The sequence below is a fragment of the Streptomyces griseoviridis genome, assembly GCF_005222485.1.
Taxonomy (GTDB): domain Bacteria; phylum Actinomycetota; class Actinomycetes; order Streptomycetales; family Streptomycetaceae; genus Streptomyces; species Streptomyces hintoniae.
Genome location: NZ_CP029078.1, coordinates 8,185,755 through 8,209,346, shown reverse-complemented (window position 1 = coordinate 8,209,346; position 23,592 = coordinate 8,185,755). Strand labels below are relative to the sequence as shown.

The 23,592-nt window shown below is 70.1% G+C and carries 20 protein-coding genes; 9 read left to right on the top strand and 11 right to left on the bottom strand.

The window, feature by feature from the left end; all coding sequences use genetic code 11:
- Positions 1-36: 36 nt before the first annotated feature.
- The 7 genes from DDJ31_RS35450 to DDJ31_RS35420 all read right to left on the bottom strand — a co-directional run bounded on the left by DDJ31_RS35450 (position 37) and on the right by DDJ31_RS35420 (position 7,665).
- Positions 37-1,062 carry a LacI family DNA-binding transcriptional regulator gene (locus DDJ31_RS35450; protein WP_127176323.1) on the bottom strand — a complete coding sequence of 342 codons (1,026 nt, stop codon included), beginning with the start codon at positions 1,060-1,062 and terminating at the stop codon, positions 37-39.
- Between the two features lie 82 nt (positions 1,063-1,144).
- A complete protein-coding gene (locus DDJ31_RS35445) occupies positions 1,145-2,557 on the bottom strand; it encodes a BNR repeat-containing protein (protein ID WP_127176324.1) in 1,413 nt (470 codons plus the stop codon).
- A 34-nt stretch (positions 2,558-2,591) separates the two neighbouring features.
- Positions 2,592-2,912 carry an L-rhamnose mutarotase gene (locus DDJ31_RS35440; protein ID WP_127176325.1) on the bottom strand — a complete coding sequence of 107 codons (321 nt, stop codon included), beginning with the start codon at positions 2,910-2,912 and terminating at the stop codon, positions 2,592-2,594.
- Positions 2,913-2,929: 17 nt separating this feature from the next.
- On the bottom strand, positions 2,930-4,009 hold the full coding sequence (gene rhaS, locus DDJ31_RS35435; protein ID WP_127176326.1) for a rhamnose ABC transporter substrate-binding protein: 1,080 nt from the start codon (positions 4,007-4,009) through the stop codon (positions 2,930-2,932).
- Between the two features lie 30 nt (positions 4,010-4,039).
- Complete coding sequence (locus DDJ31_RS35430) at positions 4,040-5,035, bottom strand: ABC transporter permease (protein ID WP_127176327.1); 996 nt, start codon at positions 5,033-5,035, stop codon at positions 4,040-4,042.
- On the bottom strand, positions 5,028-6,122 hold the full coding sequence (locus tag DDJ31_RS35425) for an ABC transporter permease (RefSeq protein ID WP_240677966.1): 1,095 nt from the start codon (positions 6,120-6,122) through the stop codon (positions 5,028-5,030). Before DDJ31_RS35425 ends, DDJ31_RS35430 begins: the two co-directional genes overlap by 8 nt.
- 25 nt (positions 6,123-6,147) lie before the next feature.
- Positions 6,148-7,665: a sugar ABC transporter ATP-binding protein gene (locus DDJ31_RS35420; protein WP_127176328.1), complete on the bottom strand. Its 1,518-nt coding sequence runs from the start codon at positions 7,663-7,665 to the stop codon at positions 6,148-6,150.
- A gap of 261 nt (positions 7,666-7,926) precedes the next feature.
- Here DDJ31_RS35420 and rhaI (DDJ31_RS35415) point away from each other — a divergent pair, with 261 nt between their 5' ends.
- A complete protein-coding gene (gene rhaI / locus DDJ31_RS35415) occupies positions 7,927-9,087 on the top strand; it encodes an L-rhamnose isomerase (protein WP_127176329.1) in 1,161 nt (386 codons plus the stop codon).
- Between the two features lie 412 nt (positions 9,088-9,499).
- Here rhaI (DDJ31_RS35415) and DDJ31_RS38805 read toward each other — a convergent pair whose 3' ends face one another.
- Positions 9,500-9,907, bottom strand: coding sequence for a hypothetical protein (locus tag DDJ31_RS38805; RefSeq protein ID WP_206280612.1), 408 nt, complete (start codon positions 9,905-9,907; stop codon positions 9,500-9,502).
- Between the two features lie 342 nt (positions 9,908-10,249).
- On the opposite strand from DDJ31_RS38805, the gene DDJ31_RS35405 reads away from it, so the two are divergent.
- Together DDJ31_RS35405 and DDJ31_RS35400 are read left to right on the top strand one after the other, a co-directional pair.
- Positions 10,250-11,098 carry an oxidoreductase gene (locus DDJ31_RS35405; RefSeq protein ID WP_127176330.1) on the top strand — a complete coding sequence of 283 codons (849 nt, stop codon included), beginning with the start codon at positions 10,250-10,252 and terminating at the stop codon, positions 11,096-11,098.
- Positions 11,098-11,712 carry a TetR/AcrR family transcriptional regulator gene (locus DDJ31_RS35400; RefSeq protein WP_127176331.1) on the top strand — a complete coding sequence of 205 codons (615 nt, stop codon included), beginning with the start codon at positions 11,098-11,100 and terminating at the stop codon, positions 11,710-11,712. Before DDJ31_RS35405 ends, DDJ31_RS35400 begins: the two co-directional genes overlap by 1 nt.
- 289 nt (positions 11,713-12,001) lie before the next feature.
- Here DDJ31_RS35400 and DDJ31_RS35395 read toward each other — a convergent pair whose 3' ends face one another.
- From DDJ31_RS35395 to DDJ31_RS35385, 3 genes are all read right to left on the bottom strand, one after another.
- Positions 12,002-12,619 carry a peptidase inhibitor family I36 protein gene (locus tag DDJ31_RS35395; protein WP_127176332.1) on the bottom strand — a complete coding sequence of 206 codons (618 nt, stop codon included), beginning with the start codon at positions 12,617-12,619 and terminating at the stop codon, positions 12,002-12,004.
- A gap of 898 nt (positions 12,620-13,517) precedes the next feature.
- Entirely contained in the window at positions 13,518-14,081 is a 564-nt protein-coding gene (gene cpt, locus DDJ31_RS35390; RefSeq protein WP_127176333.1) for a chloramphenicol phosphotransferase CPT, read from the bottom strand.
- Between the two features lie 679 nt (positions 14,082-14,760).
- Complete coding sequence (locus tag DDJ31_RS35385; RefSeq protein WP_240677967.1) at positions 14,761-15,306, bottom strand: hypothetical protein; 546 nt, start codon at positions 15,304-15,306, stop codon at positions 14,761-14,763.
- Positions 15,307-15,882: 576 nt separating this feature from the next.
- Here DDJ31_RS35385 and rhaI (DDJ31_RS35380) point away from each other — a divergent pair.
- The 6 genes from rhaI (DDJ31_RS35380) (at position 15,883) to DDJ31_RS35355 (ending at position 23,579) form a co-directional block, all read left to right on the top strand.
- A complete protein-coding gene (gene rhaI, locus DDJ31_RS35380) occupies positions 15,883-17,067 on the top strand; it encodes an L-rhamnose isomerase (RefSeq protein WP_127176334.1) in 1,185 nt (394 codons plus the stop codon).
- Between the two features lie 56 nt (positions 17,068-17,123).
- Complete coding sequence (locus DDJ31_RS35375; protein ID WP_127176335.1) at positions 17,124-19,163, top strand: bifunctional aldolase/short-chain dehydrogenase; 2,040 nt, start codon at positions 17,124-17,126, stop codon at positions 19,161-19,163.
- Positions 19,160-20,608, top strand: a complete 1,449-nt coding sequence (locus DDJ31_RS35370) for a rhamnulokinase (RefSeq protein ID WP_127176336.1) — start codon at positions 19,160-19,162, stop codon at positions 20,606-20,608. Before DDJ31_RS35375 ends, DDJ31_RS35370 begins: the two co-directional genes overlap by 4 nt.
- A gap of 72 nt (positions 20,609-20,680) precedes the next feature.
- Positions 20,681-21,436, top strand: coding sequence for a (Fe-S)-binding protein (locus DDJ31_RS35365; protein ID WP_127176337.1), 756 nt, complete (start codon positions 20,681-20,683; stop codon positions 21,434-21,436).
- Complete coding sequence (locus tag DDJ31_RS35360; RefSeq protein WP_127176338.1) at positions 21,433-22,908, top strand: LutB/LldF family L-lactate oxidation iron-sulfur protein; 1,476 nt, start codon at positions 21,433-21,435, stop codon at positions 22,906-22,908. The genes DDJ31_RS35365 and DDJ31_RS35360 overlap by 4 nt, the downstream gene beginning before the upstream one ends.
- Positions 22,905-23,579: a LutC/YkgG family protein gene (locus DDJ31_RS35355; protein WP_127176339.1), complete on the top strand. Its 675-nt coding sequence runs from the start codon at positions 22,905-22,907 to the stop codon at positions 23,577-23,579. Before DDJ31_RS35360 ends, DDJ31_RS35355 begins: the two co-directional genes overlap by 4 nt.
- Positions 23,580-23,592 lie beyond the last annotated feature (13 nt).

Below are 23,592 nucleotides of genomic sequence, written 5' to 3'. Positions count from 1 at the left end.
GACCCCCGGGATCACGAAATCTTGCTGAACCGGCGTTCAGCGGGCCGCGAGGCTGGACCTGCGCACCACCAGCTCGGGCTGGAGCACGACCCGCCGGTGGTCGTGGCCCCGCGGTCCGCCCTCCGTCTCGGTCTCCTCCAGGAGCAGTTCGGCGGCGAGGGCGCCCATGGTGACGGCGGGCTGCCGGACCGAGGTGAGCGGGACGGCCGCGGCGGCGGCGAACTCGATGTCGTCGTAGCCGACGATCGCGAGGTCGTCGGGGACGCCCACGCCGGCCGCGTACATGGCCTGCAGGACGCCGAGGGCGAGCAGGTCGTTGGCGCAGAAGACGGCGGTGGGCCGGTCGGCGAGGCCGAGCAGCCGGGCGCCCGCGTCCCGTCCCGCGGCGACGTCCAGCCGCTCGGTGGGCAGTTCGCGCAGACTGCCGGGGCTCAGGCCCGCCTCGGCGAGCGCGCTCAGGGCGCCGGTGCGCCGGTCGGTGACCTGGTTGAGGCCGGGCGGGCCGCTGACATAGGCGAGGGAGCGGTGCCCCGCGTCCACCAGGTGGCGGACGGCGAGGGCGCCGCCCGCCACGTCGTCCACCGAGACGGAGCACTCGGTGGTGCCCTCGGCGACCCGGTCGACGAGCACGAACGGGATGTTGTGGCGGCGGAACACCTCGATGTTGCGGCCGGTCGCGTCGGCGGGCGTCAGCAGGACGCCCCGCACCCGCTGCTCGGCGAAGAGGGACAGGTACTCGGCCTCCTCGCCCGCGCTCTGCGCGCTGTTGCAGACCATCACGCCGAGCCCGGCGTCCCGCGCGGCGCGCTCGGCGCCGCGCGCCACGTCGACGAAGAACGGGTTGCCCATGTCGAGGACCAGCAGCCCCATGATCCGGCTGCGGCCCGCGCGCAGTTGACGGGCCGACTCGCTGCGCACGTAGCCGAGCCGGTCGATGGCGGACAGCACCCGGGCCCGGGTCTCGGTGGCGACGGAGTCCGGACGGTTGATGACGTTCGAGACCGTGCCCACGGAGACTCCGGCGGCGCGGGCGACGTCCTTGATACCCACCGACTGAGCCATCAGGCAGGGACCTCCAGGGTGACGCGGGACGGCGGGAAGAAGACCCTCACATTACCGTCGTCATCGCGCACATCGGGCCCGCTCACGCGGGCAGTGCGAAGTCGGCGACGCGCAGCGGCGACGGGGTCGTGCCGGTCGACTTCTCCTGGTAGAGGAACGACAGCACGTTGTCGGCCCGCACCCGCCACTCGTCGACGACGACCTCCCCGAAGGCGTTCAGACCGCTGCCGTCGTACAGCAGCCTCCAGTCGGTGTACCCGGAGCCCTTGGAGGCCGCGGCGATCCTGCCGTAGGGCAGGACGGCGTAGGCGTTGTCGTACCGGTCGAGGACCAGGCGGGTGCGCTGGCTCGACGACAGGGGGACCGGGATCTCGGTCTTCTGCCAGCCGCCCGCGGCGTTCTTGCGGACGTGGAAGGCGCGCCCGTTGGCGACCCGGTCGGCGACGTAGGCGGTGGTGCACTGGCCGAAGCGGCCCGGCACGTAGCTGATGATCGCGTGCGGCCGGCCCGCCGAGTCGGTGGCCTGGCTCTCCTGGTTCATCAGCGAGTGATCGGGGTCGAGGGGATCGACGACGAGACCGCTGTCGGTGACGGAGACGGTGTCGGCGGTGCCCGTGGTGCCGACGACGGTGCCCGCGTCGTTGCGCCAGGTGCGGCCCCGGTCGGTGGAGTAGACGTAGCCGGTGTCGTGGTTGGTGATGCCGCCGCCGCTGCACATCACCGCGTTGCTCTGCTCGCGCCAGGTGAAGAAGGCGTGCAGCCGTCCGTTCACGTCGTAGTCGATGCCGTGCAGGTACATGTTGCGGGCGGTGCTCGACCCGTGGGCGCTGGTGTAGGTGCCGGTGGAGCCCGACCACTCCCCCAGCGCCCGCCAACTCGAACCGTCGTACTCGGCGAGGGCGTTGCGGCCGTTGCCGGAGATCCCGGCCCGGTAGCTGAGCTGGAGCCGGCCCTCGGGGGTGGCGATGAACTGCGGGTAGGTGAACTGGGAGGTGAGCGCGAGACCGTCCAGGCTGGTCTGGACGGCGCCGAAGACCGACGAACTCCACGCGGTGGTGGCCGGGTTGTCGAGCAGCCCGGCCACCGACCTCACGTAGAAGAAGCCGTCGCTGTGCGAGTCCATGGTGAGGTGGAGGCGGCCGTCGGTCTTCGAGACGCCCATGGAGATGACGTTGTGGGAGTCGTCGCTCTTGAGGGTGTGGGCGAGGGTGACGGCCGACCAGGTGGTGGCGCCCAGGGCCCGGCGGGCGACGACGGCGTTGCGGGCGGCGGTGTACCAGGCCGCGTACTGGTAGCCCCGGTAGGTCAACAGGCCGTTCTTCTGGAACGAGTTGTTGTTGACCAGCCCGTCGTAGGACACGAAGTAGATCGCCCGCGCGTCCAGCAGAGTGGTGCCCCTGGCGGTCACGGACGGTCCCGGGTCGGCCGCCCGCGCGGTGCCCGGGGCGGCCACGACCGCCAGTACGGCGGTCGTGAGTACGGTACGTCTCCTCATGCTGCGGCTCCTGGTGGGGTGGGGGCCCTGCCTGCTACGCGAGGTGGAAGACCTCGGTGAGGGGCGTCATCGCCTCGTCGGGACGGGCGCCGTCCAGTGACTCGAAGAACGGCGCCATCTCGGCCTGCCAGCGGGCGTTGACGCCGGTGGCCTCCATGCCTGCCTGGGCCGCGGCGAAGTCCTCGGTCTCCAGGTAGCCGACGAGCAGGCCGTCCTCGCGCAGGAACAGCGAGTAGTTGTGCCAGCCGGTGGCCGAGAGCGCGGCGCGCATCTCGGGCCACACGGTGGCGTGCCGCTCGCGGTACTCGTCGAGGCGGTCCGGCCTGACCTTCAGCAGGAAGCACACGCGCTGCATCAACACCCCTTGGCGGATCAGAAGTTGAACTGGTCGATGTTCTTGGCGTCGAACACGGTCGGCTTGCCGAGGTTGATGACGCCGTCCTTGCCGATGGTGTACTCGGTGTCGCCGGCCTTGAAGGTCTCGCCCTCCTTGCCGGTGATCTGGCCGGAGGCGAGGGCGACGGCGGTACGGGCGGCGAGGTCGCCGAGCTGCGCCGGGTCCCACAGCTCGAACGCGTCGACGGTGCCGTTCTTGACGTACTTGCGCATGTCGTTGGGGGTGCCGAGGCCGGTCAGCTTGACCTTGCCCTTGTACTTCGAGCCGGACAGGTACTGGGCGGCGGCCTTGATGCCGACGGTGGTCGGGGAGATGATCCCCTTCAGGTTCGGGTACTCCTGGAGCAGGCCCTGGGTCTGCTGGAAGGACGCCTGCGCGTCGTCGTTGCCGTACGCGACCTTCACCAGCTTGATGTCCTTGTACTTCGGGTCCTTGAGTTCGTCCTTCATGAACTCGATCCAGGTGTTCTGGTTGGTCGCGGTCTGCGCGGCCGACAGGATCGCGATCTCGCCCTTGTAGTCGATCTGTTCGGCGAGCAGCTGCACCTCGGTGCGGCCCAGGTCCTCGGCGCTGGCCTGCGAGACGAAGGCGTTGCGACAGTCGGTCTTGGTGTCCGAGTCATAGGTGACGATCTTGATGTCGTTCTTCATGGCCTGCTTGAGCGCGGTGCACAGGGCGCCCGGGTCCTGCGCGGAGACGGCGATCGCGTTCACCTGCTGCTGGGTGAGCGTGTTGACGTAACTCACCTGTCCCGAGGTGTCGGTGGCGCTGGAGGGGCCCACCTCCTTGTACTTCCCGCCCAGTTCGGCGAGGGCCTTCTCGCCGCCCTTGTCGGCGGAGGTGAAGTACGGGTTGTTGACCTGCTTGGGCAGGAAGCCGACCGTCAGGCCCTTCTTGAGTTCGGCGTTCGGGTCGGCCTTTCCGGCGCTCGCGGCGGCGGAGCTGTCGTCCTTGACGTCGTTCTTCGTGGTGCCGCCGCAGGCGGTGACGGCGAGGGCGAGCGAGGTGGCGGCGGCGAGGGCCGCACCGGCGCGGCGGAGGGATGACGTGCGCATCGTGGGAATCCTTTACGAGGGTGAGCGGGCTTACGGCGTCGGTGCCGGGGCGGCTGCGGCTCTGCGCCCCGCCCGTGCGACGGAGATCTGGCGGGCGACCCGGGGGCCGAGCACGGAGACGACGAGCAGGACGCCGGTGACGACGATCTGCGACTGCGCGGAGACGTTGAGCAGGCTCATCACGTTCTGGAGCGCGCCCAGCAGGAACACCCCGGCGATCGCGCCGCCGAGCGTGCCCTTGCCGCCGTCGAAGTCGATACCGCCCAGCAACACGGCGGCGACGACAGAGAGTTCGAGTCCGGTGGCGTTGTCGTAGCGGGCGCTGGCGTAGTGCAGGGCCCAGAACACGCCGGTGAGGGAGGCCATCAGGCCGGTCAGGGTGAACAGGATGAGCTTCTGGCGCCTGACCCGGATGCCGGCGAACCGGGCGGCCTCCTCGCTGGCGCCGATCGCGAACAGCGACCGGCCGAACGGCGTGGCGTGCAGGGCGACCACGGCGATGGCGAGGAGCAGCAGGAAGGGCAGGAACGCCTGCGGCAGGAAGGTGTCGCCGATCCGGCCCGCGGCGAAGTCCAGGTACTGGGTGGGGAAGTCGGTGACCGCGTCGGAGCCGAGCACGATCTGCGCGATGCCCCGGTAGGCGGCCAGGGTGCCGATGGTGACGGCCAGCGAGGGCAGTCCGAGCCGGGTGACGAGCAGGCCGTTGACGAGCCCGCAGCAGAGACCGAGCAGCAGGCAGAGCGGGACGATCGTCTCGATCGCCATGCCCTCGTTCCACAGCCTGCCCATCACCGCCCCTGACAGGCCGGCCGTCGAGGCGACCGACAGGTCGATCTCGCCCGACACCACGAGCAGGGTCATCGGCAGGGCGATCAGCGCGATCGGCAGGGTGTTGCCGAGCAGGAACGACAGGTTGAGCGCGTTGCCGAACCCGTCGACGAACCCGAACGAGAGCAGCAGAAGGACGATCAGGAGCGCGCCGACGACGGTGTCCCAGCGGACGGCGCGCGACAAGGACTCAGGCATTGCGGGAGCTCCCCTTCTCCGGAGCGGGCCGCCGGGTGCCGTGGTCGGCGGGCCTCTTCGCCGTGGACTTCTTGAGCGCGGACGCCACCCGCAGGGCGACGATCCGGTCGACCGCGATGGCGAGCAGCAGCAGGACGCCGTTGATGGCGAGGACCCAGACCGAACTGACGCCGAGGGCGGGCAGCACGCTGTTGATGCTGGTCAGCAGGAGCGCGCCGAGGGCGGCGCCGTAGACGCTGCCCGAGCCGCCGGTGAAGACCACCCCGCCGACCACGACGGCGCTGACGACGGTGAGTTCGTAGCCGTTGCCGGTCCCGGAGTCGACGTTGCCGAAGCGGGCGAGGTACATCGCGCCGGCCAGTCCTGCGAGCGCCCCGCAGAAGGTGTAGGCGGCCAGGATCCGCTTGCGCACCGGGATGCCGGCCAGCCGCGCGGCCTCCGGGTTGGAGCCGAGGGCGTACAACTCCCTCCCGCTGCCGAAGTGTTTGAGGTAGTAGGCGGTCGCCACCAGCACGGCGAGGGCGATCAGCGCCAGCCACGGGACCGCCGAGACGCCGCCGGAGCCGAAGTCGACGAAGCCGCCGGGCAGGTCGGCCGCGGTGATCTGCCGGGAGCCGACCCAGATGGAGTCGACACCGCGGATGATGTAGAGCGTGCCGAGGGTGACGACCAGCGCGGGCACCTGGCCGAGGCTGACGAGCAGCCCGTTGAGCAGCCCGCAGCCGATGCCGAGCAGGACGGCGAGGACGATCGCGACGACGGGGTTCCCGCCGCCGTGCAGATAGGTGCCGGCGGCGAACGCCGTGATGCCGAGGGTGGAGCCGACGGACAGGTCGACGTTGCGGGTGATGACGACCAGTGACTGTCCGGTGGCGACCAGCACCAGGATCGTCGCGTTCAGCAGCAGGTCCTTGATGCCCTGCTCGGACAGGAACTCGCTGTTGCCCGCCTGGGTGATGGCGATCATCACCAGGAAGACGGCCAGGATGGCGAGTTCGCGCATCTTGAAGACCCGGTCGACCAGCCGGGTGCCGCTGGAGGGCGGCAGTTCGGCGGTGGTCGCGGACTCGGGTGCGGTCACCGTCATGCGGCGGCCCTCCGTACGGGTTCGGTCATGCGGCGGCCCTCCCGGTCGCCGCGGCCATCACGGTCTCCTCGGTGGCTTCGGCGCGGGGGATCTCGGCGGTCAGCCGGCCCTCGTGCATCACGAGCACGCGGTCGGCCATGCCGAGGATCTCGGGCAGGTCGGAGGAGATCATCAGGACGGCGACGCCATCGGCGGCCAACTGGCTGAGCAGCCGGTGCACTTCGGCCTTGGTGCCGACGTCGATGCCGCGAGTGGGTTCGTCGACGATGAGCACCTCGGGGCCGGTGGCGAGCCACTTGGCGAGCACGACCTTCTGCTGGTTGCCGCCGGACAGGGTGGAGACGGTGTCGGCGATCCGGGCGTACTTCACCTGGAGCTTGACCGCCCAGTCGAGGGAGCGGCTGCGTTCGGCGCCGCGGTCCATCAGGCCGGCCCTGACGGTGGTGCGCAGTCCGGTCAGGCCGATGTTGCGCTCGATGGACATGCCCATCACCAGGCCCTGGGCCCGCCGGTCCTCGGGGACGAGGGCGAGCCCGGCGGCCATCGCCGTGGAGGGTGCGCCGTTGGTCAGCGCCTTGCCGTCCACCTCGACGCCGCCCGCGTCCCAGCGGTCGATGCCGAACACGGCTCGCGCCACCTCGGTGCGGCCCGCGCCGACCAGTCCCGCGAGGCCGACGATCTCGCCGCGCCGCACCTCGAAGGAGATGTCGGTGAAGACGCCCTCGCGGGTCAACCGCTTGACGCTCAGGGCGACTTCGCCCGGCTTGACGTCCTGCTTCGGATACAGCTCGTCGAGGTCGCGGCCCACCATGCGGCGCACCAGGTCGTCCTCGGTCATGCCGTCGAGCGGTTCGCTGGAGATGAGGCCGCCGTCGCGCAGGGTGGTGACCCGTCGGCAGATCTGGAAGATCTCCTCAAGGCGGTGGGAGATGAACAGGACGGCGGCGCCCTGGTCGCGCAGGGTGCGCACGACGCCGAAGAGCCGGGCGACCTCGCTGCCGGTGAGCGCGGCGGTCGGCTCGTCCATGATGAGGACGCGGGCCTCGAAGGAGAGGGCCTTGGCGATCTCGACGATCTGCTGGTCGGCGATGGACAGACCGCGGGCGGGCCGGTCCGGGTCCAGTTCGACGCCGAGGCGCTTCATCAGGGCGGCCGTCGCCGCGTGGGTGGCCTTGTGGTCGATCCTGCCGAGGGCGCGCCGGGGCTGACGGCCCATGAAGATGTTCTCGGCGATCGACAGGTCGGGAAAGAGCGTGGGCTCCTGGTAGATGACGGCGATGCCGGCGTCCCTGGCGTCGCCCGGACCGTGGAAGACGACGGGCTCACCGTCGAGCAGCACCCGGCCGGCGTCGGGCCGGTGGACTCCGGCGAGCGTCTTGATGAGGGTCGATTTGCCCGCGCCGTTCTCCCCGGCGAGCGCGTGCACCTCACCGGGGTACAACCGCAGGGAGACGTCCCGCAGGGCGCGCACCGCTCCGAAGGACTTCGAGATGTCCTCCAGCGCGAGCACCGGGGCCGGACCCGTGTCGGACGGGTGGGTCATGAGGGGCTCCTCGACGACGCTCGGACCTCGTCCGCACAGCGTCGTGAAAGGTTTCAACTTGGTTGCCGGGACGTTAGGCGCGTGCGCCAGGTCACGTCAATGGGTCCACCTCGAAAAGTTTTCGAGACGCTTACCAGACCCCAAGGTCACGGTATGAACAAGGGAGGCGACCGTTGTCAGAACGCTTGACACTCAGTCGACAGCCTCCTAGCTTCCGATACTGAATCGATTCACACTCGTGCTGTTTACAGGAGCCCTGACGTGACCGAACTCGACGCGGTGAAGGCCGCGCTCAAGACCCAGGCCGTAGAGACGCCGTCGTGGGCGTACGGGAACTCGGGCACCCGCTTCAAGGTGTTCGCCCAGCAGGGCGTGCCGCGCGATCCGCGGGAGAAGCTGGCGGACGCGGCGAAGGTCCACGAGTTCACCGGTGCCGCGCCGACCGTCGCGCTGCACATCCCCTGGGACACGGTCGACGACTACGCGGCGCTCGCGAAGTACGCCGAGGAGCTGGGCCTGGGGCTGGGGACGATCAACTCCAACACCTTCCAGGACGACGCGTACAAGCTGGGCAGCGTCTGCCACCCGGACGCGGCGGTCCGCCGCAAGGCGCTCGATCACCTCTTCGCGTGCGTCGACGTCATGGACGCGACGGGTTCCAAGGACCTGAAGGTGTGGCTCGCGGACGGCACCAACTACCCGGGCCAGGACGACATCCGCGAACGCCAGGACCGTCTGGCGGAGGCCCTGTCCGCGGTCTACGACCGCCTGGGCGACGACCAACGGCTGCTCCTGGAGTACAAACTCTTCGAGCCCGCCTTCTACTCGACGGACGTCCCCGACTGGGGCACCGCCTACGCGCACTGCCTCAAACTGGGCGACAAGGCCCAGGTGGTGGTCGACACCGGCCACCACGCACCGGGCACCAACATCGAGTTCATCGTCGCCACCCTGCTCCGCGAGGGAAAACTCGGCGCCTTCGACTTCAACTCCCGCTTCTACGCCGACGACGACCTCATGGCCGGCGCCGCCGACCCCTTCCAACTCTTCCGCATCATGTACGAAGTCGTACGCGGCGGCGGCCTCACACCCGACATCGCCTTCATGCTCGACCAGTGCCACAACATCGAAGCCAAGATCCCCGCGATCATCCGCTCCGTGATGAACGTCCAAGAGGCCACCGCGAAAGCCCTGTTGGTCGACCGGGAGGCGCTGGCGCGGGCGCAGCGCTCGGGTGACGTGCTGGACGCGAACGCGGTGCTGATGGACGCCTACAACACCGACGTACGGCCGCTCCTCGCGGAGGTCCGCGAAGAGTCGGGGCTCGACCCCGACCCGATGGCCGCGTACCGACGCTCGGGCTGGGCGGAACGCATCGTCGCCGAGCGGGTGGGCGGGGAGCAGGCGGGCTGGGGGGCGTGACGTCACGTCTTGACCACGGGGGCGCGCGACGGGAGTGTGGCGCGCCTTCGTCGGAGTGAGGGTGGGGTGGCCTGGGGGGAGGGGCTGCGCGGGGCGACCTGGCGACCTGGCGACCTGGCGACCTGGCGACCTGGCGACCTGGCGACCTGGCGACCTGGCGACCTGGCGCAGGTTTGCCTTAGCCTCCTCGCCCTCGTCAACGTCAACGTCAACGTCAACGACGAGAAGATAAGAGGAGACCGGAGAAGACCGGGGAAGACCGGAGGGCACCGCCGTCCGCTGAACGGACTCCGCACTGATGTGATGCTGCTGGATGAAGCCGCCGAACAGCAGCTGTGGGCAGGTGTGTTGGACCGGTACCTGTCTTGGTCGGCACATGTCCTGATGGGCGGAGCATGCCACCAGGGGAGAGTCAGCAGGCGGGGTCGGTCGGCGGAGACGATGTCAGGGTGAGCGCCGCACTGCGCAGCTCGGCCGTCCAGGTCTGCTGGTCAAGCCCCAACGTGTACTCGACGCAGCACGCGCAGTACTGGATCAGCGATAGGAACGACCGCTCCTCCGCGGTTTCGGCCTCCGTCTCCCACCAGTCGTCCGTCGCCAGGTCGCCGGCGGCGATCTCGCCGGCGATCAGCCTCGCGGCCAGCCGACGCAGCGCGTGGCGCCGTGCCAGGCCCGGATCAGGCAACTCGATCCCGGCCTCGGAGAGTGCCTGCTCGAACGCATCGCGGATCTCGCGGGTATCCGCGTGGCGAGGCAGCCCGGCCAGCTCGCACAATGTCGGGGTGTCAAGCCCGGCAGCGAGTGCTTCGGCGGCGATCATCGGCAGTTCCTCCGGGCGGATCTCATCCGCCTGATAGCGGCACGCCACCTCACCAAGAGACGTGCGACCACTCCGTGTCGCGCCCACCGGCTCCGGTGTCGTGCCCACCGTTCCCATGACTCGTGCGGGAGTCGACTCGGTTCTGTTACTCGCGGCGCGGGATGCGCTGCCGCCTTGACGATGCCGATCCGGCCGGTGCGCCGCGGGCGCAGGCGCAGGGCCCTGTAGTTCCATCCCATGGAAGGTATCAGAGTCGACGCAGCAACGATAAAAATCGACACTGTGTAGACTTTGTTGGGAGGAGGTCGATCCGGCTCCTCGCGAAACCTCTCTGGAGGAACGATGGAGAAGCGGAACTGGCTCATCACCGGCGTCAGCACGGGCCTGGGGCGCGCTTTCGCCGAAGCCGCCCTGGCCGCCGGGAACACCGTCGTCGGCACCGTCCGCTCCGAGAAGGATCTGCGGGCCTTCGAAGAACTGCGGCCGGGACACGCTCACGGCCGCATCCTGGACGTGACGGACGATGACGCCGTCGCCGACACGGTCGCCGAGGTCGAGCGGAGCGTCGGCCCGCTGGACGTCGTCGTCGCCAACGCCGGCTACGGCGTGGAGGGAACCTTCGAGGAAACCCCGCTGTCCGAGGTGCGCCGGCAGTTCGAGGTGAACGTGTTCGGGGCGGTGGCCACCCTGCGGGCCGCGCTGCCTCACATGCGCCGGCGCCGCCGCGGACACCTGATGGCCGTCACCTCCATGGGCGGACTCATGGCCGTGCCCGGCATGTCCGCGTACTGCGGCAGCAAGTTCGCCCTGGAGGGAATCCTGGAGGCGCTGGGCAAGGAAGTCGCGCAGTTCGGAATCCATGTGACGGCGATCGAGCCCGGCTCCTTCCGCACCGACTGGGCCGGGCGGTCCATGACACGCGCCGCGCGGACCATCGACGACTACGACGAGCTGTTCACCCCCATCCGAGAGGCCCGGCAGAAGGCCAGCGGCAACCAGCTGGGCGATCCCGCCAAGGCCGGGGACGCCCTGGTGCACATCACGTCGGTCGAGCAGCCGCCGGCCCACCTCGTGCTCGGCTCGGACGCGCTGCGACTGGTCACCGCCGCGCGCACAGCCGTGGACGAGGACATCCGCGCGTGGGAGGCGCTGTCCCGCACGACCGACTTCGCCGAGGGCGCTCAGCTCTGATGCCCGCCCACCATTCCGCGCGCGGCCGTCGCACCGCCGAGCGCAAGGGGGATGTCCGGGAGCGGGCCATCCTCGACACCTGCGAGGAGCTGCTGGCGCACAAGGGCTACGACGCCATGACTGTCGGCGACGTGGCCCAGGGCGCCGGTATCACGCGCGGCGCCCTGTACTTCTACTTCGGCTCCAAGCAGGAAGTGGTCACGGCGCTCGTGGCCAGGACCGTCGAGCAGCTGTGGGAACGGTCCCGGGTCACCGCGGAGACGGACGAGCCGCGTCAGGCCATCTCGGCGGCTCTGCGGCGCACGGTCGAGCTGTGGAACGAGCACGGCCTGGTCATGCGCACGGCGATCGACCTGTCGTTGACCGTGCCGGAGATCGGCGAGCTGTGGAACCACACGGCTGACCTGTTCATCGCGGCCATCACCACCGTCCTGGAACGCGCGGGCATCCAGGCCGGCACCGCACCGCACCAGGCGTCGGCGATGGCACGCGCCCTGTGCTGGATGATCGAGCGGACCTTCTACCACGCCTCCCAGGAATCCCGCGAGAAACTCCAAGAGGCATCGGAGACCTGCGAACACATCTGGCTGACCAGCGCGGGCTTGAAGGGGTGAGGTGTCCGCCGCGGGACGGTGGGACGCGGAACCGGGTGACGAGCGGGAGTGTCCGATGCACCCGGCCGGACTGGCCTCGCCGTGTCTTGACCGTTCAAGTCGGCCTGCCCACGGCCCGTGTCCTTCGAGAGGAGGTACACGACGGCTGATGACACGACTCTGGCTTCCGGCGCGGATGCGTGCAGGATGCTGGTGACACATCCTGCACGCGGCCGCCCGCCTCCTCGCCGACTCTGGCGGCCGGAGCGTGCGTGCACCTGCGCGACCGGAGCGGTTCTGCCCTGCGGAACTACATGACCTTGAAGCGGTTGACCGACCGGGGCAGGGAGTAAGGCTGAGTGTTGGCCGGGAGGTCGGACACGGCGTTCGCGCCGAGGCAGTAGGAGCCCGCGTAGGTGGTGACGCCCATACTGCTCACGTTCCATGCGGAGTTGGCGCCGAAGCCGATGCCGGTGCAGACGTTGCTCCACTCCAGGGTGGCCTTTGTTCCGTTGAAGCTGTCACCCTCCCAGAAGCAGACCTTCCCGCTCTCGCAGGTGAAAAGCCGGAACGACCTGGCTGCGTCAGGGAGATTGGCTCCCGCATCGATGGAGAACGTGAAGGACTTTCCGGAGCAGTCGCCATTCGGGAAGTACACCTGCGACATGCTCGCCCCGTTGTAGAAGGATCTGGCGGGGCGGACGGTTCCGTCTTCCTGCGTCATGTTCGTCGAGACGCAGGTGCCTTCCGCCGGGTTGCTGACCGTCTGGAGCTTCCCCTCGAAATTGGCCTTCTCGTAGAGACAGAACCATCCGGGGTGACACGTCTCCCCGGCGTTGGAGGCGGGGGCGCCGATCAGCGCCGCACCAGCAAACGTTCCGAGCCCCAGGCTAAGGACACCGAGCCTGCGAACAGCCTTCTTCACCATCAGAGCCACTCCCTGCCGTTACCGCGACCTTGCGGAAGGAAGGAGGGCGGGAGCCCTCCAACCGAGTAGCCCTGTGTAGCCACAAGGTTACCTCGCGTAAAGGATGGCAGACGTGTACTCCTCTACGGCCAAAGTGGATCTCTTTGACTCGAAAGAGACAGCCAGGTCTGGGCCGCGATCCAGCCTCTTGCAGGGCGAGGTCTGACTTTCTCAGCGTCTGGGTTTCTCCGCTCGACAGCGGCGGTGACGAGCGCTTCATGCGGGGCGCGGTCAGCGCTGGGGCATCGAGCGGACGGTTTCCTGACTGTCCGGCTACCGACGCCAAAGCCCTCGCCGCGAGCGCGATCCCCGCAACCACCTGGCTCTTTTCGAATTCACAGCCGCCTTGCACTGCTCCAAGCGCCTGGCCCGCCTCACCACATAGGACACGGTCTTTAGGTCCTTCGCCAGCGGTTCCTGCTCTACGAATAGAGATCGGTCCTTCAGTGAACCAGAGAACGTCGGCCAACGGCTTCCGCCAGCCGACGGGTCAGCGACGGATACACAGACATCTGACAGATCTCCCACCAGGCGACCGATAGAGCCCAGCCACCTCAGCACAGGCCACTGACATCAGCGCCGGTAAGCCGACCGCACCAACTGGACCAGAGCCTCAGCCCCGGCATCAGCGTGCAGTCGAGCGTGCGGGCGAAGGACGACCCCGATCATCGACGCGACCTCGGAGGCTCAACAGGACTTGCAGCTGAGAACATCTGCACAGCCGAGACGGCCGGCCATGAGGAAACGGCAGCCCGGAGCATCACTCGGCGCCAATCGCCACCTGCCTCCAGCCAGACGAGAAAGGGGCCTGTGCACACACGCTTCCCTCGAAGCGTCCGAGCCACGACCGCGCGCCCCGTCAGCCGACGGCCCCAGGCACCGTGACGTCACCCACGACGTGGGCCGCGATCGTGCGCGCGCACTCCAGGGACTCGGTGTGGGTGGTGTCCACCTCCACGTCGTAGATCACGCCCTCGTGCACCACGTCCGCCTGGAGAGCGGCCATCCCCACTGGCCGGTCACCGCGCGCGATCTCCCGGCCCTCGGCGACGGCGGTGTCGCACCGGACGCCGACCCACAGCACGTTCAGCCCGTCAAGCGCCTTCTCCCATCGCTGTCGAGAGGCGGCTCCGCCGAGGAAGACGTCGTCGATGACGATCCGGGCGCCTGCGCGGGCCATGGCCGCGATACCTTCCGCCCAGGCCGCGTCCAGCGCCCGGAACGCCGCCCCGACGCTCACCGCGCCGTCCGCGGTGATCTCCAGACCCGTCTCCGACGCCCGCATCCGGGCGGGCATCGCCTCGATGAGCGAGTCGACGCCGAAGGCGAGCCAAGGGTCGGCCAGTTCGGCCTGGAGGCACCGTACAATCCCGGACTTCCCCGAGCTGGATGCCCCGTTGAGGACGATCACCTGAGTAGTCACCGCGCCACAGTAGGTCAACGCGGCGACGGGCTCACCCGGATATCGCAGGGGCGCGGTCATCGAGGTGCCGGGCCAACGCTCCTCCCTCGTAGATCGGCCTGCCCTGGCACGGCCCATCGGCCGACGCCTGCCGACAAGTACCGAAGCGGGACGGCACCTCCGCCCCCTTGAGGACAGACGGGTGACGGATCTCCGTCGGCGGCGAGGGCGGAGTGGAGTGCGGGCGGTGGAACGTGAGGGTGCCCGCGTCGCTACCGAACGGCTCGCTGTCGCTCGGGAGTTGCACCTCCACCGTCGCCTTCGGCGGGACGCGGACGTCCACTCGCGAGGGTGTCGCCCTCGACGCGTCACCCGCCTCCGCCCGGCCGTACGGTGTCTCGTGGGCGTCTTCTTGGAGGTGCGGCCACCGTCGGGGACGGGCGCGATCCGTAGTCGGCGTCAGCCGGGCTCCACGGCGGCCAGGTGCGCGAGCGTGCGGTGCAGCCAGTCGGCGTCCGCCGCCGAGCGCGTAGTGGTCGAACGATGCCATCTCCCCCGGGTTGACGGTCTCGTCCCGGCAACATCGAGCGCCAGCGCTCCCGCACCGTCGCCGCCCCCATGGTCACCGGACCGAGCCAGGCGGGCAGCGTTCCTCGACGAGCATTCGATCCGGTACACGAGCCGCAGCTCACCGCCCCCGTTACCTTCTTCGTGGCCTAGCAATCAGGCTCCCGGCCTCCGGTCCGGCATGACTGTTCCCCCTGTGGCTGACATGCGAATCCGCAAGCAGCACCACGCAGTCGGCCGCAGGATCGAACCCCAGAACCGGGTGGAACGGGTCAGACTCCGGAGTCAACGTGACCGGCTTGCCGAGCCGACGCCCGATCGCCCGCAGCAGACGGCACAGCAGATTGACGCCGTCCTGGTCCCGCAGCTCCCGCAGATCAACATCGAAGTCGATCGAGCCGGCCTCATACGCTCGGAAGATCACCAGGAATCCAGGGGCGGGCCGGACCCGCAGCAGCGCGTCGACGCTCTCGCCGCGGGCCAGCATGTCCGCAGCTCGCGGCAGCCGAACCGCGGCACCGTCCTCGGAGTACTCGCACGACCACCCCTGCGACCGCACCAGATCGAGCACCACCTGCCAGTTCTCGACCGAGGTGTCCGCGACGCGCACATCCGGCAGCGACCCCACCAGGTCAGGGTCGAAGAACTCCTTGACGTCGTCCCACAGCAGATCCGGCATCCCGCCATGCTGCCCGGCCATGCCATCCGAAGGCAGTCTGATTTCCTTGACGCATCCGCTAGACGCCGCCCCCGCAGAGCGCATCGCCGATCAGCAGATCACCTGATCAGAGGCGTCCCCATGAACCCAATAGCGATCCGGTACCCCACCGCACGCACGATCCGCCCCAACCAGGCCCCAAATTGGCGCCGTTGGCGCTCGTTCGGCAGCCCGTCGAAGCACAGCGCGAGGGCGCAGGCGGTCTGCGCGGCGCCCTCCAACTGCACTGCCATACCGGATGAAACATCCATGAAACGATTCACACCCCTCGCCCAAGCCAAGCACCCAACCGCCAACAGGTCACGAACCAATTCACCCCCACCCCCGGCCACCCACCACCCCAACTTCATGATCGCCCCAGCCAGATCGCGCCGACAGCCTTGACTCACTCCGCCCACCCGGATAGCTTCTCTGAAACGATTCAACCCACGTCGGAAAGCACCACGGCACCGACACCACGACCCAGCTCACACACCGTTCCCCGGCACGGCGTCCGCCCCGCGGTCCCGTCGTGGCCTGCGATATTCAGGGGTGGTCATGACCGACCCGTCCACCGCGCACGCGACCGTGCAGACGGCCGTGCGCACGGCCCTCTCGACCCAGCGGATCGAGACCCCGTCCTGGGGCTACGGCAACTCCGGCACGCGCTTCAAGGTGTTCGCGCAGCCCGGCGTGCCCCGCGACCCCTGGGAGAAGATCGCGGACGCGGCGAAGGTCCACGAGTTCACCGGCGTCGCCCCGAGCGTCGCGCTGCACATCCCCTGGGACACGGTCGACGACTACGCGGCGCTCGCGAAGTACGCCGAGGAGCACGGCATCGCGCTCGGCACGGTCAACGCGAACGTCTTCCAGGACGACGCCTTCATGCTCGGCAGCGTCACCCACCCCGAGGCCGCGGTCCGCCGCAAGGCGCTCGACCATCTCTTCGGCTGCGTCGACGTCATGGACGCCATCGGGTCGCGGGACCTGAAGCTGTGGTTCTCGGACGGCACCAACTACCCCGGCCAGGACGACATCCGCGAACGTCAGGACCGTCTCGCCGAGGCCCTGTCCACCGTCTACGACCGGCTCGGCCGCGATCAGCGGCTGCTGCTCGAATACAAACTCTTCGAGCCCGCCTTCTACTCGACCGACGTCCCCGACTGGGGCACCGCCTACGCCCACTGCCTCAAACTGGGCGACAAGGCCCAGGTGGTGGTCGACACCGGACACCACGCGCCCGGCACCAACATCGAGTTCATCGTCGCCACCCTGCTCCGCGAGGGAAAACTCGGCGCCTTCGACTTCAACTCCCGCTTCTACGCCGACGACGACCTCATGGCCGGCGCCGCCGACCCCTTCCAGCTCTTCCGCATCATGTACGAAGTCGTCCGCGGCGGCGGCCTCACACCCGACATCGCCTTCATGCTCGACCAGTGCCACAACATCGAAGCCAAGATCCCCGCGATCATCCGCTCCGTGATGAACGTCCAAGAAGCCACCGCGAAGGCCCTGTTGGTCGACCGGGACGCCCTGGCCGCCGCCCAGCGCTCCGGTGACGTGCTGGACGCCAACGCCGTCCTCATGGACGCCTACAACACCGACGTCCGGCCGCTCCTCGCCGAAGTCCGCGAAGGGATGGGGCTCGCACCCGATCCGATCGCCGCCTACCGCCGTTCCGGCTGGCAGGAGCACATCGCCGCCGCCCGGGTCGGCGGCACCCAGGCCGGCTGGGGAGCCTGACTCCCCGCAGCGCCGCCCACCCGCACCGTTCCGTCGACGCAAGGAAGAGACCGACCATGGCACCCCACCCCGAAGCCGCCGCCCTCCTGGCGCGCTCCCACCGGCTCGGCGCAGATCCCCGCAACACCAACTACGCGGGCGGGAACACCTCCGCGAAGGGCGCCGGCACCGACCCCGCCACCGGCGACGACGTCGAACTGATGTGGGTGAAGGGGTCGGGCGGCGACCTCGGCACGCTCACCGAGGCCGGGCTCGCCGCGCTGCGGATCGACCGGCTGCGCGGTCTGGAGGCCGTGTACCCGGGGGTGGAGCGCGAGGACGAGATGGTCGCCGCGTTCGACTACTGCCTGCACGGCAAGGGCGGCGCGGCCCCCTCCATCGACACGGCGATGCACGGCCTGGTCGACGCCGCCCATGTCGACCATCTGCACCCGGACTCGGGCATCGCGCTGGCCTGCGCCGCCGACGGCGAGAAGCTCACCGCCGAGTGTTTCGGGGACACCGTGGTGTGGGTGCCGTGGCGCCGCCCCGGCTTCCAACTCGGCCTGGACATCGCGGCGGTGAAGAGGGACAACCCGCGGGCGATCGGCTGTGTGCTCGGTGGTCACGGCATCACCGCCTGGGGTGACACCTCCGAGGAGTGCGAGCGCAACTCGCTGCACATCATCCGCACCGCCGAGGCGTTCCTCGTCGAGCGCGGCAGGGCCGAGCCGTTCGGGCCGGTGCTCGACGGGTACGCGGCGCTGCCGGAGGCCGAGCGGCGGGAGCGGGCCGCGGCGCTGGCACCCCATGTGCGGGCCGTCGCCTCCCAGGACCGGCCGCAGGTGGGGCACTTCACCGACAGCGATGTCGTCCTCGACTTCACGGCGCGCGCCGAGCACCCGAGGCTCGCCGCGCTGGGCACCTCCTGCCCCGACCACTTCCTGCGCACCAAGGTGCGTCCGCTGGTCCTCGACCTGCCGCCGAGCGCGCCCCTCGACGAGGTGATCGCCCGGCTCAAGGAGCTGCACACCGCCTACCGCGAGGAGTACGCGGCGTACTACGCGCGGCACGCGCTGCCCGACTCCCCCGCGATGCGCGGCGCCGACCCGGCGATCGTGCTGGTGCCCGGCGTCGGCATGTTCTCGTTCGGCAAGGACAAGCAGACCGCGCGGGTGGCGGGCGAGTTCTACGTCAACGCGATCAACGTGATGCGGGGCGCCGAAGCGGTGTCGCGGTACGCGCCGATCGAGGAGTCGGAGAAGTTCCGTATCGAGTACTGGGCGTTGGAGGAGGCCAAGCTCCAGCGGATGCCGAAGCCCAAGCCGCTGGCGACCCGGGTGGCGCTGGTGACCGGCGCGGGCAGCGGGATCGGCAAGGCCATCGCGCGACGGCTGGTCGACGAGGGCGCGTGTGTGGTGATCGCGGACCTCGACGCGGACAACGCGGCTGCCGTGGCCGCCGAGTTGGGCGGTGCGGACAAGGCTGTCGCGGTGCCGGTCGACGTCACCTCGGAGGAGCAGATCGCCGGGGCGTTCGCGGCGGCGGCGCTGGCGTTCGGCGGGGTCGACCTGGTGGTCAACAACGCCGGTATCTCCATCTCGAAGCCGCTGCTGGAGACTTCGGCCAGGGACTGGGACCTCCAGCACGACATCATGGCGCGCGGTTCGTTCCTGGTCTCCCGGGAGGCGGCCCGGGTGATGATCGCGCAGGGACTCGGCGGTGACATCGTCTACATCGCGTCGAAGAACGCGGTGTTCGCCGGTCCGAACAACATCGCCTACTCCGCGACCAAGGCCGACCAGGCTCATCAAGTACGGCTGCTCGCGGCCGAGTTGGGTGAGCACGGCATCCGGGTCAACGGGGTCAACCCGGACGGTGTGGTGCGCGGCTCCGGGATCTTCGCGGGCGGCTGGGGCGCCAAGCGCGCCGCCGTCTACGGGGTGCCGGAGGAGAAGCTGGGCGAGTTCTACGCGCAGCGGACCATCCTCAAGCGCGAGGTGCTGCCCGAGCACGTGGCGAACGCCGTCTTCGCCCTGACCGGTGGCGATCTGACGCACACCACAGGGCTGCACGTCCCGGTCGACGCCGGCGTCGCCGCCGCCTTCCTGCGATGAGCGCGCGGGTGAGGTCGTACGCGGCGGTCGACCTCGGCGCGTCCAGCGGGCGCGTCATGGTCGGCCGCGTCGACCCGGACAGCCTTGAGCTGTCCGAGGCGCACCGGTTCCCGAACCGTCCGGTGCGGACGCCCGAGGGGCTGCGCTGGGACGTGCTCGCGCTGTACGACGGTGTCCTGGAGGGGCTGCGGGCGGCGGGCCGGGTCGACTCGGTCGGCATCGACAGCTGGGCCGTGGACTACGGCCTGCTGGACGCCGACGGGGCGCTCCTCGGCAACCCGGTGCACTACCGCGACGCCCGCACCGAGGGCGTCGCGGAGAAGGTGTGGGCGAGCCTGCCCGCGGCCGAGCTGTACGCGGCTACCGGGCTCCAGTACGCGCCGTTCAACACCCTGTACCAGTTGACGGCCGCCGCCTCCACCGCTCAACTCGCGCATGCCAGGCGCCTGTTGCTGATTCCTGATCTGCTGGCGTACTGGCTCACCGGTGTGCAGGGCACCGAGCTGACCAACGCGTCGACGACCCAGCTGATCGATCCGCGCACCCGGGACTGGGCGTACGGGGTGGCGGACCGGCTGGGCATCGACCTCGGTCTGTTCGCGCCGCTGCGCGGGCCGGGCGAGGCGGCCGGGTTCCTGACGCCCGACGTGCTCGACGCGACCGGCCTCACCGGTCCCGTGCCGGTGACCACGGTGGGTTCGCACGACACGGCGTCCGCGGTGGCCGCCGTGCCCGCGACCGACGACCGGTTCGCGTACATCTCCACCGGCACCTGGTCGCTCGCCGGTCTCGAACTGACCGAGCCGGTGCTCACCGAGGAGAGCAGGGCCGCCAACTTCACCAACGAGCTGGGGCTCGACGGCACGGTCCGCTACCTGCGCAACATCATGGGCCTGTGGCTGTTGCAGGAGTCCGTGCGGGCCTGGGGCGACCCGGATCTCGGCGGGCTGCTGCTCGACGCGGCGAAGGTGCCTGCGCTGCGCTCGGTGGTGGACGCGGGCGACGCGGCGTTCCTCGCGCCGGGCCGGATGCCGGAGCGGATCGCCGAGGCGTGCCGTGCCTCGGGGCAGCCGGTGCCCGAGTCGCCCGCGCAGATCACCCGCTGCATCCTGGACTCGCTCGCGCTGGCCCACCGGGAGGCGGTGGCGGACGCCGAGCGGCTGGCCGACCGTCCGGTGGACGTCGTCCACATGGTGGGCGGCGGCACCCGCAACGCGCTGCTCTGCCAGCTGACCGCCGACGCCTGCGGGCTGCCGGTGGTGGCGGGCCCGACGGAGGCGTCCGCGCTGGGCAATGTGCTGGTGCAGGCCCGCGCGGACGGGCTGGTCGGCGACCTCGCCGGGATGCGCGCGCTGCTGGTGCGCACCCAGCCGCTGACCCGGTACGAGCCGCGCGGCGACACCGTCCGCTGGCGGGCCGCGCGGGCCAGGCTCGCCGGTGGGTGACCGGGATCTGCCCGTGGCCCGCGTCCCCCGACTACCCTGCACTGATCCGATGACCGAACCCGAGGAGCCGCGATGCGTGTCGCCCTGTTCCTGACCTGCGTCAACGACACGCTCTATCCGGACACCGGGCGCGCGGTGGTGAAACTGCTGACCAGGCTGGGCGTCGAGGTGGATTTCCCGATGGCGCAGACCTGCTGCGGGCAGGCCCACTACAACACCGGGTACCGGCATGAGGCGGAGCCGCTGGCCCGGCATTTCTCCGATGTCTTCGGGGAGTACGAGGCGATCGTGACGCCGTCCGGGTCGTGCGGGGCGATGGTGCGGGAGCTGTACCCGCGGATGGGTGAGCGGGCGCGCGCCGAGGGCCGCGGGGACACCCTGGCGGCGACGCTGGCGCCGGTGGTGCCGAAGACGTACGAGCTGACGGAGTTCCTGGTGGACGTCCTCGGGGTGACGGACGTCGGCGCGTACTACCCGCGCAAGGTGACCTACCACCCGACCTGTCACGGGTTGCGGAGCCTGGGGCTCGGCGACCGGCCGCGGCGGCTGCTCGACGCCGTGAAGGGGCTCGAACTGGTGGAGTTGCCCGGGGCCGACGAGTGCTGCGGCTTCGGTGGCACGTTCGCGCTGAAGAACCCCGACGTGTCGGCGGCGATGGGCGCGGACAAGGTGCGCAACGCCGAGTCGACGGGCGCGGACGTGCTGTGCGCGGCCGACAACTCGTGTCTGATGCACATCGGCGGCACGATGGCCCGGCTCGAGACGGAGCTGCGGCCGGTGCACATCGCGGAGATCCTGGCGAGCACGGAGGAGGAACCGGCGGTATGAGCGGGACGTTCGTGGGGATGCCGGCGTTCCCGGAGGCGGCGCGCGCGGCCGTGGGCGACCAGACCCTGCGCGGCAACCTCCGGCACGCCACCCACACCATCCGGGCCAAGCGGGCGAAGGCCGTCGCGGAGGTGTCGGACTGGGATCAGCTGCGGGAGGCGGGCAAGCGGATCAAGGACCATACGCTCCGTCATCTCGACCGCTATCTCGTGCAGTTGGAGGAGCGGGTCACGGCGGCGGGCGGTACGGTCCACTGGGCGGCGGACGCCGAGGAGGCCAACCGGATCGTGGCCGCGCTGGTCGCGGAGACCGGTGAGTCGGAGGTCGTCAAGGTCAAGTCGATGGCCACGCAGGAGATCGGTCTGAACGAGGCCCTCGAAGCGGAGGGCGTGCACGCCTACGAGACCGATCTCGCCGAGCTGATCGTGCAGTTGGGCAAGGACCGGCCGTCGCACATCCTGGTGCCCGCGATCCACCGCAACCGCGGTGAGATCCGGGACATCTTCCGCCGGGAGATGAGCGAGTGGGGCCGCCCGGCCCCCGAGGGCCTGACCGACACGCCCGCCGAGCTGGCGGAGGCGGCCCGGGTGCATCTGCGGGAGAAGTTCCTGCGGGCCAAGGTCGGGGTGTCGGGCGCCAACTTCATGATCGCGGAGACCGGCACCCTGGTGGTCGTCGAGTCCGAGGGCAACGGGCGGATGTGCCTGACCCTGCCCGAGACGCTGATCTCGGTCGTCGGCATCGAGAAGATCCTGCCGACCTGGCGTGACCTGGAGGTGTTCCTCCAGACCCTGCCGCGCTCCTCGACCGCCGAGCGGATGAACCCGTACACCAGCATGTGGACCGGCACCACCGACGAGGACGGCCCGCGCGCCTTCCATCTGGTGCTGCTCGACAACGGCCGCACCGACACCCTCGCCGACGAGGTCGGCCGGCAGGCGCTGCGCTGCATCCGCTGCTCGGCCTGTCTCAACGTCTGCCCGGTGTACGAGCGGGCCGGCGGGCACGCCTACGGCTCGGTCTACCCGGGTCCGATCGGCGCCATCCTCAGCCCTCAACTCCGGGGCACGGCAAGCGAGATCGACGCCTCGCTGCCGTACGCGTCGTCGCTGTGCGGGGCCTGCTACGAGGTGTGCCCGGTGGCCATCGACATCCCGGAGGTGCTGGTGCGGCTGCGGGAGCGGGTGGTGGAGGGCGGGCCGGTCGTGCGGGACGGCAACCGGGTGGTGCTGCGGCCCGCGAAGGGGCACGCGGCCGAGCGGGCGGCGATGCGGGCGGCCCGCTGGGCGTTCGCCCGGCCCGGGGCGCTGCGGGCGGGCCAGCGGCTCGCCTCCCGTACCCGCGGCCTGCACCCGCGGACCCTGCCCGGTCCCGGCCGGGCCTGGAGCGCGACCCGCGATCTGCCCGCGGTGCCCGCGGAACCGTTCCGCGACTGGTGGCAGCGCACCCACGGCGGGGAGGAGGCCAAGTGAGCGCCAGGGAGCGGATTCTGGGCCGGGTGCGCCGTGCCCTCGCGGACGTCGAGCCGGACGACTCCCCGTACGAGCGGGCGATCGAGCGGAGCTACGTCCGCGCGCACGGCGACCTCGACGCGGAGCGGACCGTCGGGCTGCTGGCCGAGAACCTGGCCGACTACCGGGCTCTCGTGCACCGCTGCACGGCGGACGAACTCCCTTGTCTCATCGGCAGGTTGCTCGCCGAGCGAGGGTCGCGGACGGTGCTGGTGCCGCCCGGTCTCGACGCGGGCTGGCTCGCGGAGACGGACGTCGAGCGGGTGCCCGACCTGGCCGCGAGCACCCCGGACGAGCTGGACCGGGTGGACAGCGTGGTCACGGGCTGTGCCGTGGCGGTCGCGGAGACCGGCACGATCGTCCTGGACGGCGGCCCTGATCAGGGCAGACGGCGGATCACCCTGGTCCCCGATCACCATGTGTGTGTGGTGCGGGTGCCCGACCAGGTGGTCGCGTCGGTGCCGCAGGCTCTCGAACGGCTCACCCCGACCCGCCCGTTGACCTGGATCTCGGGTCCTTCGGCGACCAGCGACATCGAGCTGGACCGGGTCGAGGGCGTGCACGGCCCGCGCACCCTGGAGGTGGTGCTGGTCGGCGGGGTCAGCCATTCGCCGGGCGGCGACGGCCGCTGAGGAGCGCGGTGGC

Coding starts and splice junctions, on each gene's coding strand:
- DDJ31_RS35420 (WP_127176328.1), bottom strand. CDS start 7,665: ATGACCCACCCGTCCGACACGGGTCCGGCCCCGGTGCTCGCGCTGGAG.
- DDJ31_RS35450 (WP_127176323.1), bottom strand. CDS start 1,062: ATGGCTCAGTCGGTGGGTATCAAGGACGTCGCCCGCGCCGCCGGAGTC.
- DDJ31_RS35370 (WP_127176336.1), top strand. CDS start 19,160: ATGAGCGCGCGGGTGAGGTCGTACGCGGCGGTCGACCTCGGCGCGTCC.
- rhaI (WP_127176334.1), top strand. CDS start 15,883: ATGACCGACCCGTCCACCGCGCACGCGACCGTGCAGACGGCCGTGCGC.
- DDJ31_RS35425 (WP_240677966.1), bottom strand. CDS start 6,122: ATGACGGTGACCGCACCCGAGTCCGCGACCACCGCCGAACTGCCGCCC.
- DDJ31_RS35375 (WP_127176335.1), top strand. CDS start 17,124: ATGGCACCCCACCCCGAAGCCGCCGCCCTCCTGGCGCGCTCCCACCGG.
- DDJ31_RS35400 (WP_127176331.1), top strand. CDS start 11,098: ATGCCCGCCCACCATTCCGCGCGCGGCCGTCGCACCGCCGAGCGCAAG.
- DDJ31_RS35445 (WP_127176324.1), bottom strand. CDS start 2,557: ATGAGGAGACGTACCGTACTCACGACCGCCGTACTGGCGGTCGTGGCC.
- DDJ31_RS35440 (WP_127176325.1), bottom strand. CDS start 2,912: ATGCAGCGCGTGTGCTTCCTGCTGAAGGTCAGGCCGGACCGCCTCGAC.
- DDJ31_RS35395 (WP_127176332.1), bottom strand. CDS start 12,619: ATGGTGAAGAAGGCTGTTCGCAGGCTCGGTGTCCTTAGCCTGGGGCTC.
- DDJ31_RS35385 (WP_240677967.1), bottom strand. CDS start 15,306: ATGCCGGATCTGCTGTGGGACGACGTCAAGGAGTTCTTCGACCCTGAC.
- rhaS (WP_127176326.1), bottom strand. CDS start 4,009: ATGCGCACGTCATCCCTCCGCCGCGCCGGTGCGGCCCTCGCCGCCGCC.
- DDJ31_RS35360 (WP_127176338.1), top strand. CDS start 21,433: ATGAGCGGGACGTTCGTGGGGATGCCGGCGTTCCCGGAGGCGGCGCGC.
- DDJ31_RS35430 (WP_127176327.1), bottom strand. CDS start 5,035: ATGCCTGAGTCCTTGTCGCGCGCCGTCCGCTGGGACACCGTCGTCGGC.
- DDJ31_RS35405 (WP_127176330.1), top strand. CDS start 10,250: ATGGAGAAGCGGAACTGGCTCATCACCGGCGTCAGCACGGGCCTGGGG.
- DDJ31_RS38805 (WP_206280612.1), bottom strand. CDS start 9,907: ATGATCGCCGCCGAAGCACTCGCTGCCGGGCTTGACACCCCGACATTG.
- DDJ31_RS35365 (WP_127176337.1), top strand. CDS start 20,681: ATGCGTGTCGCCCTGTTCCTGACCTGCGTCAACGACACGCTCTATCCG.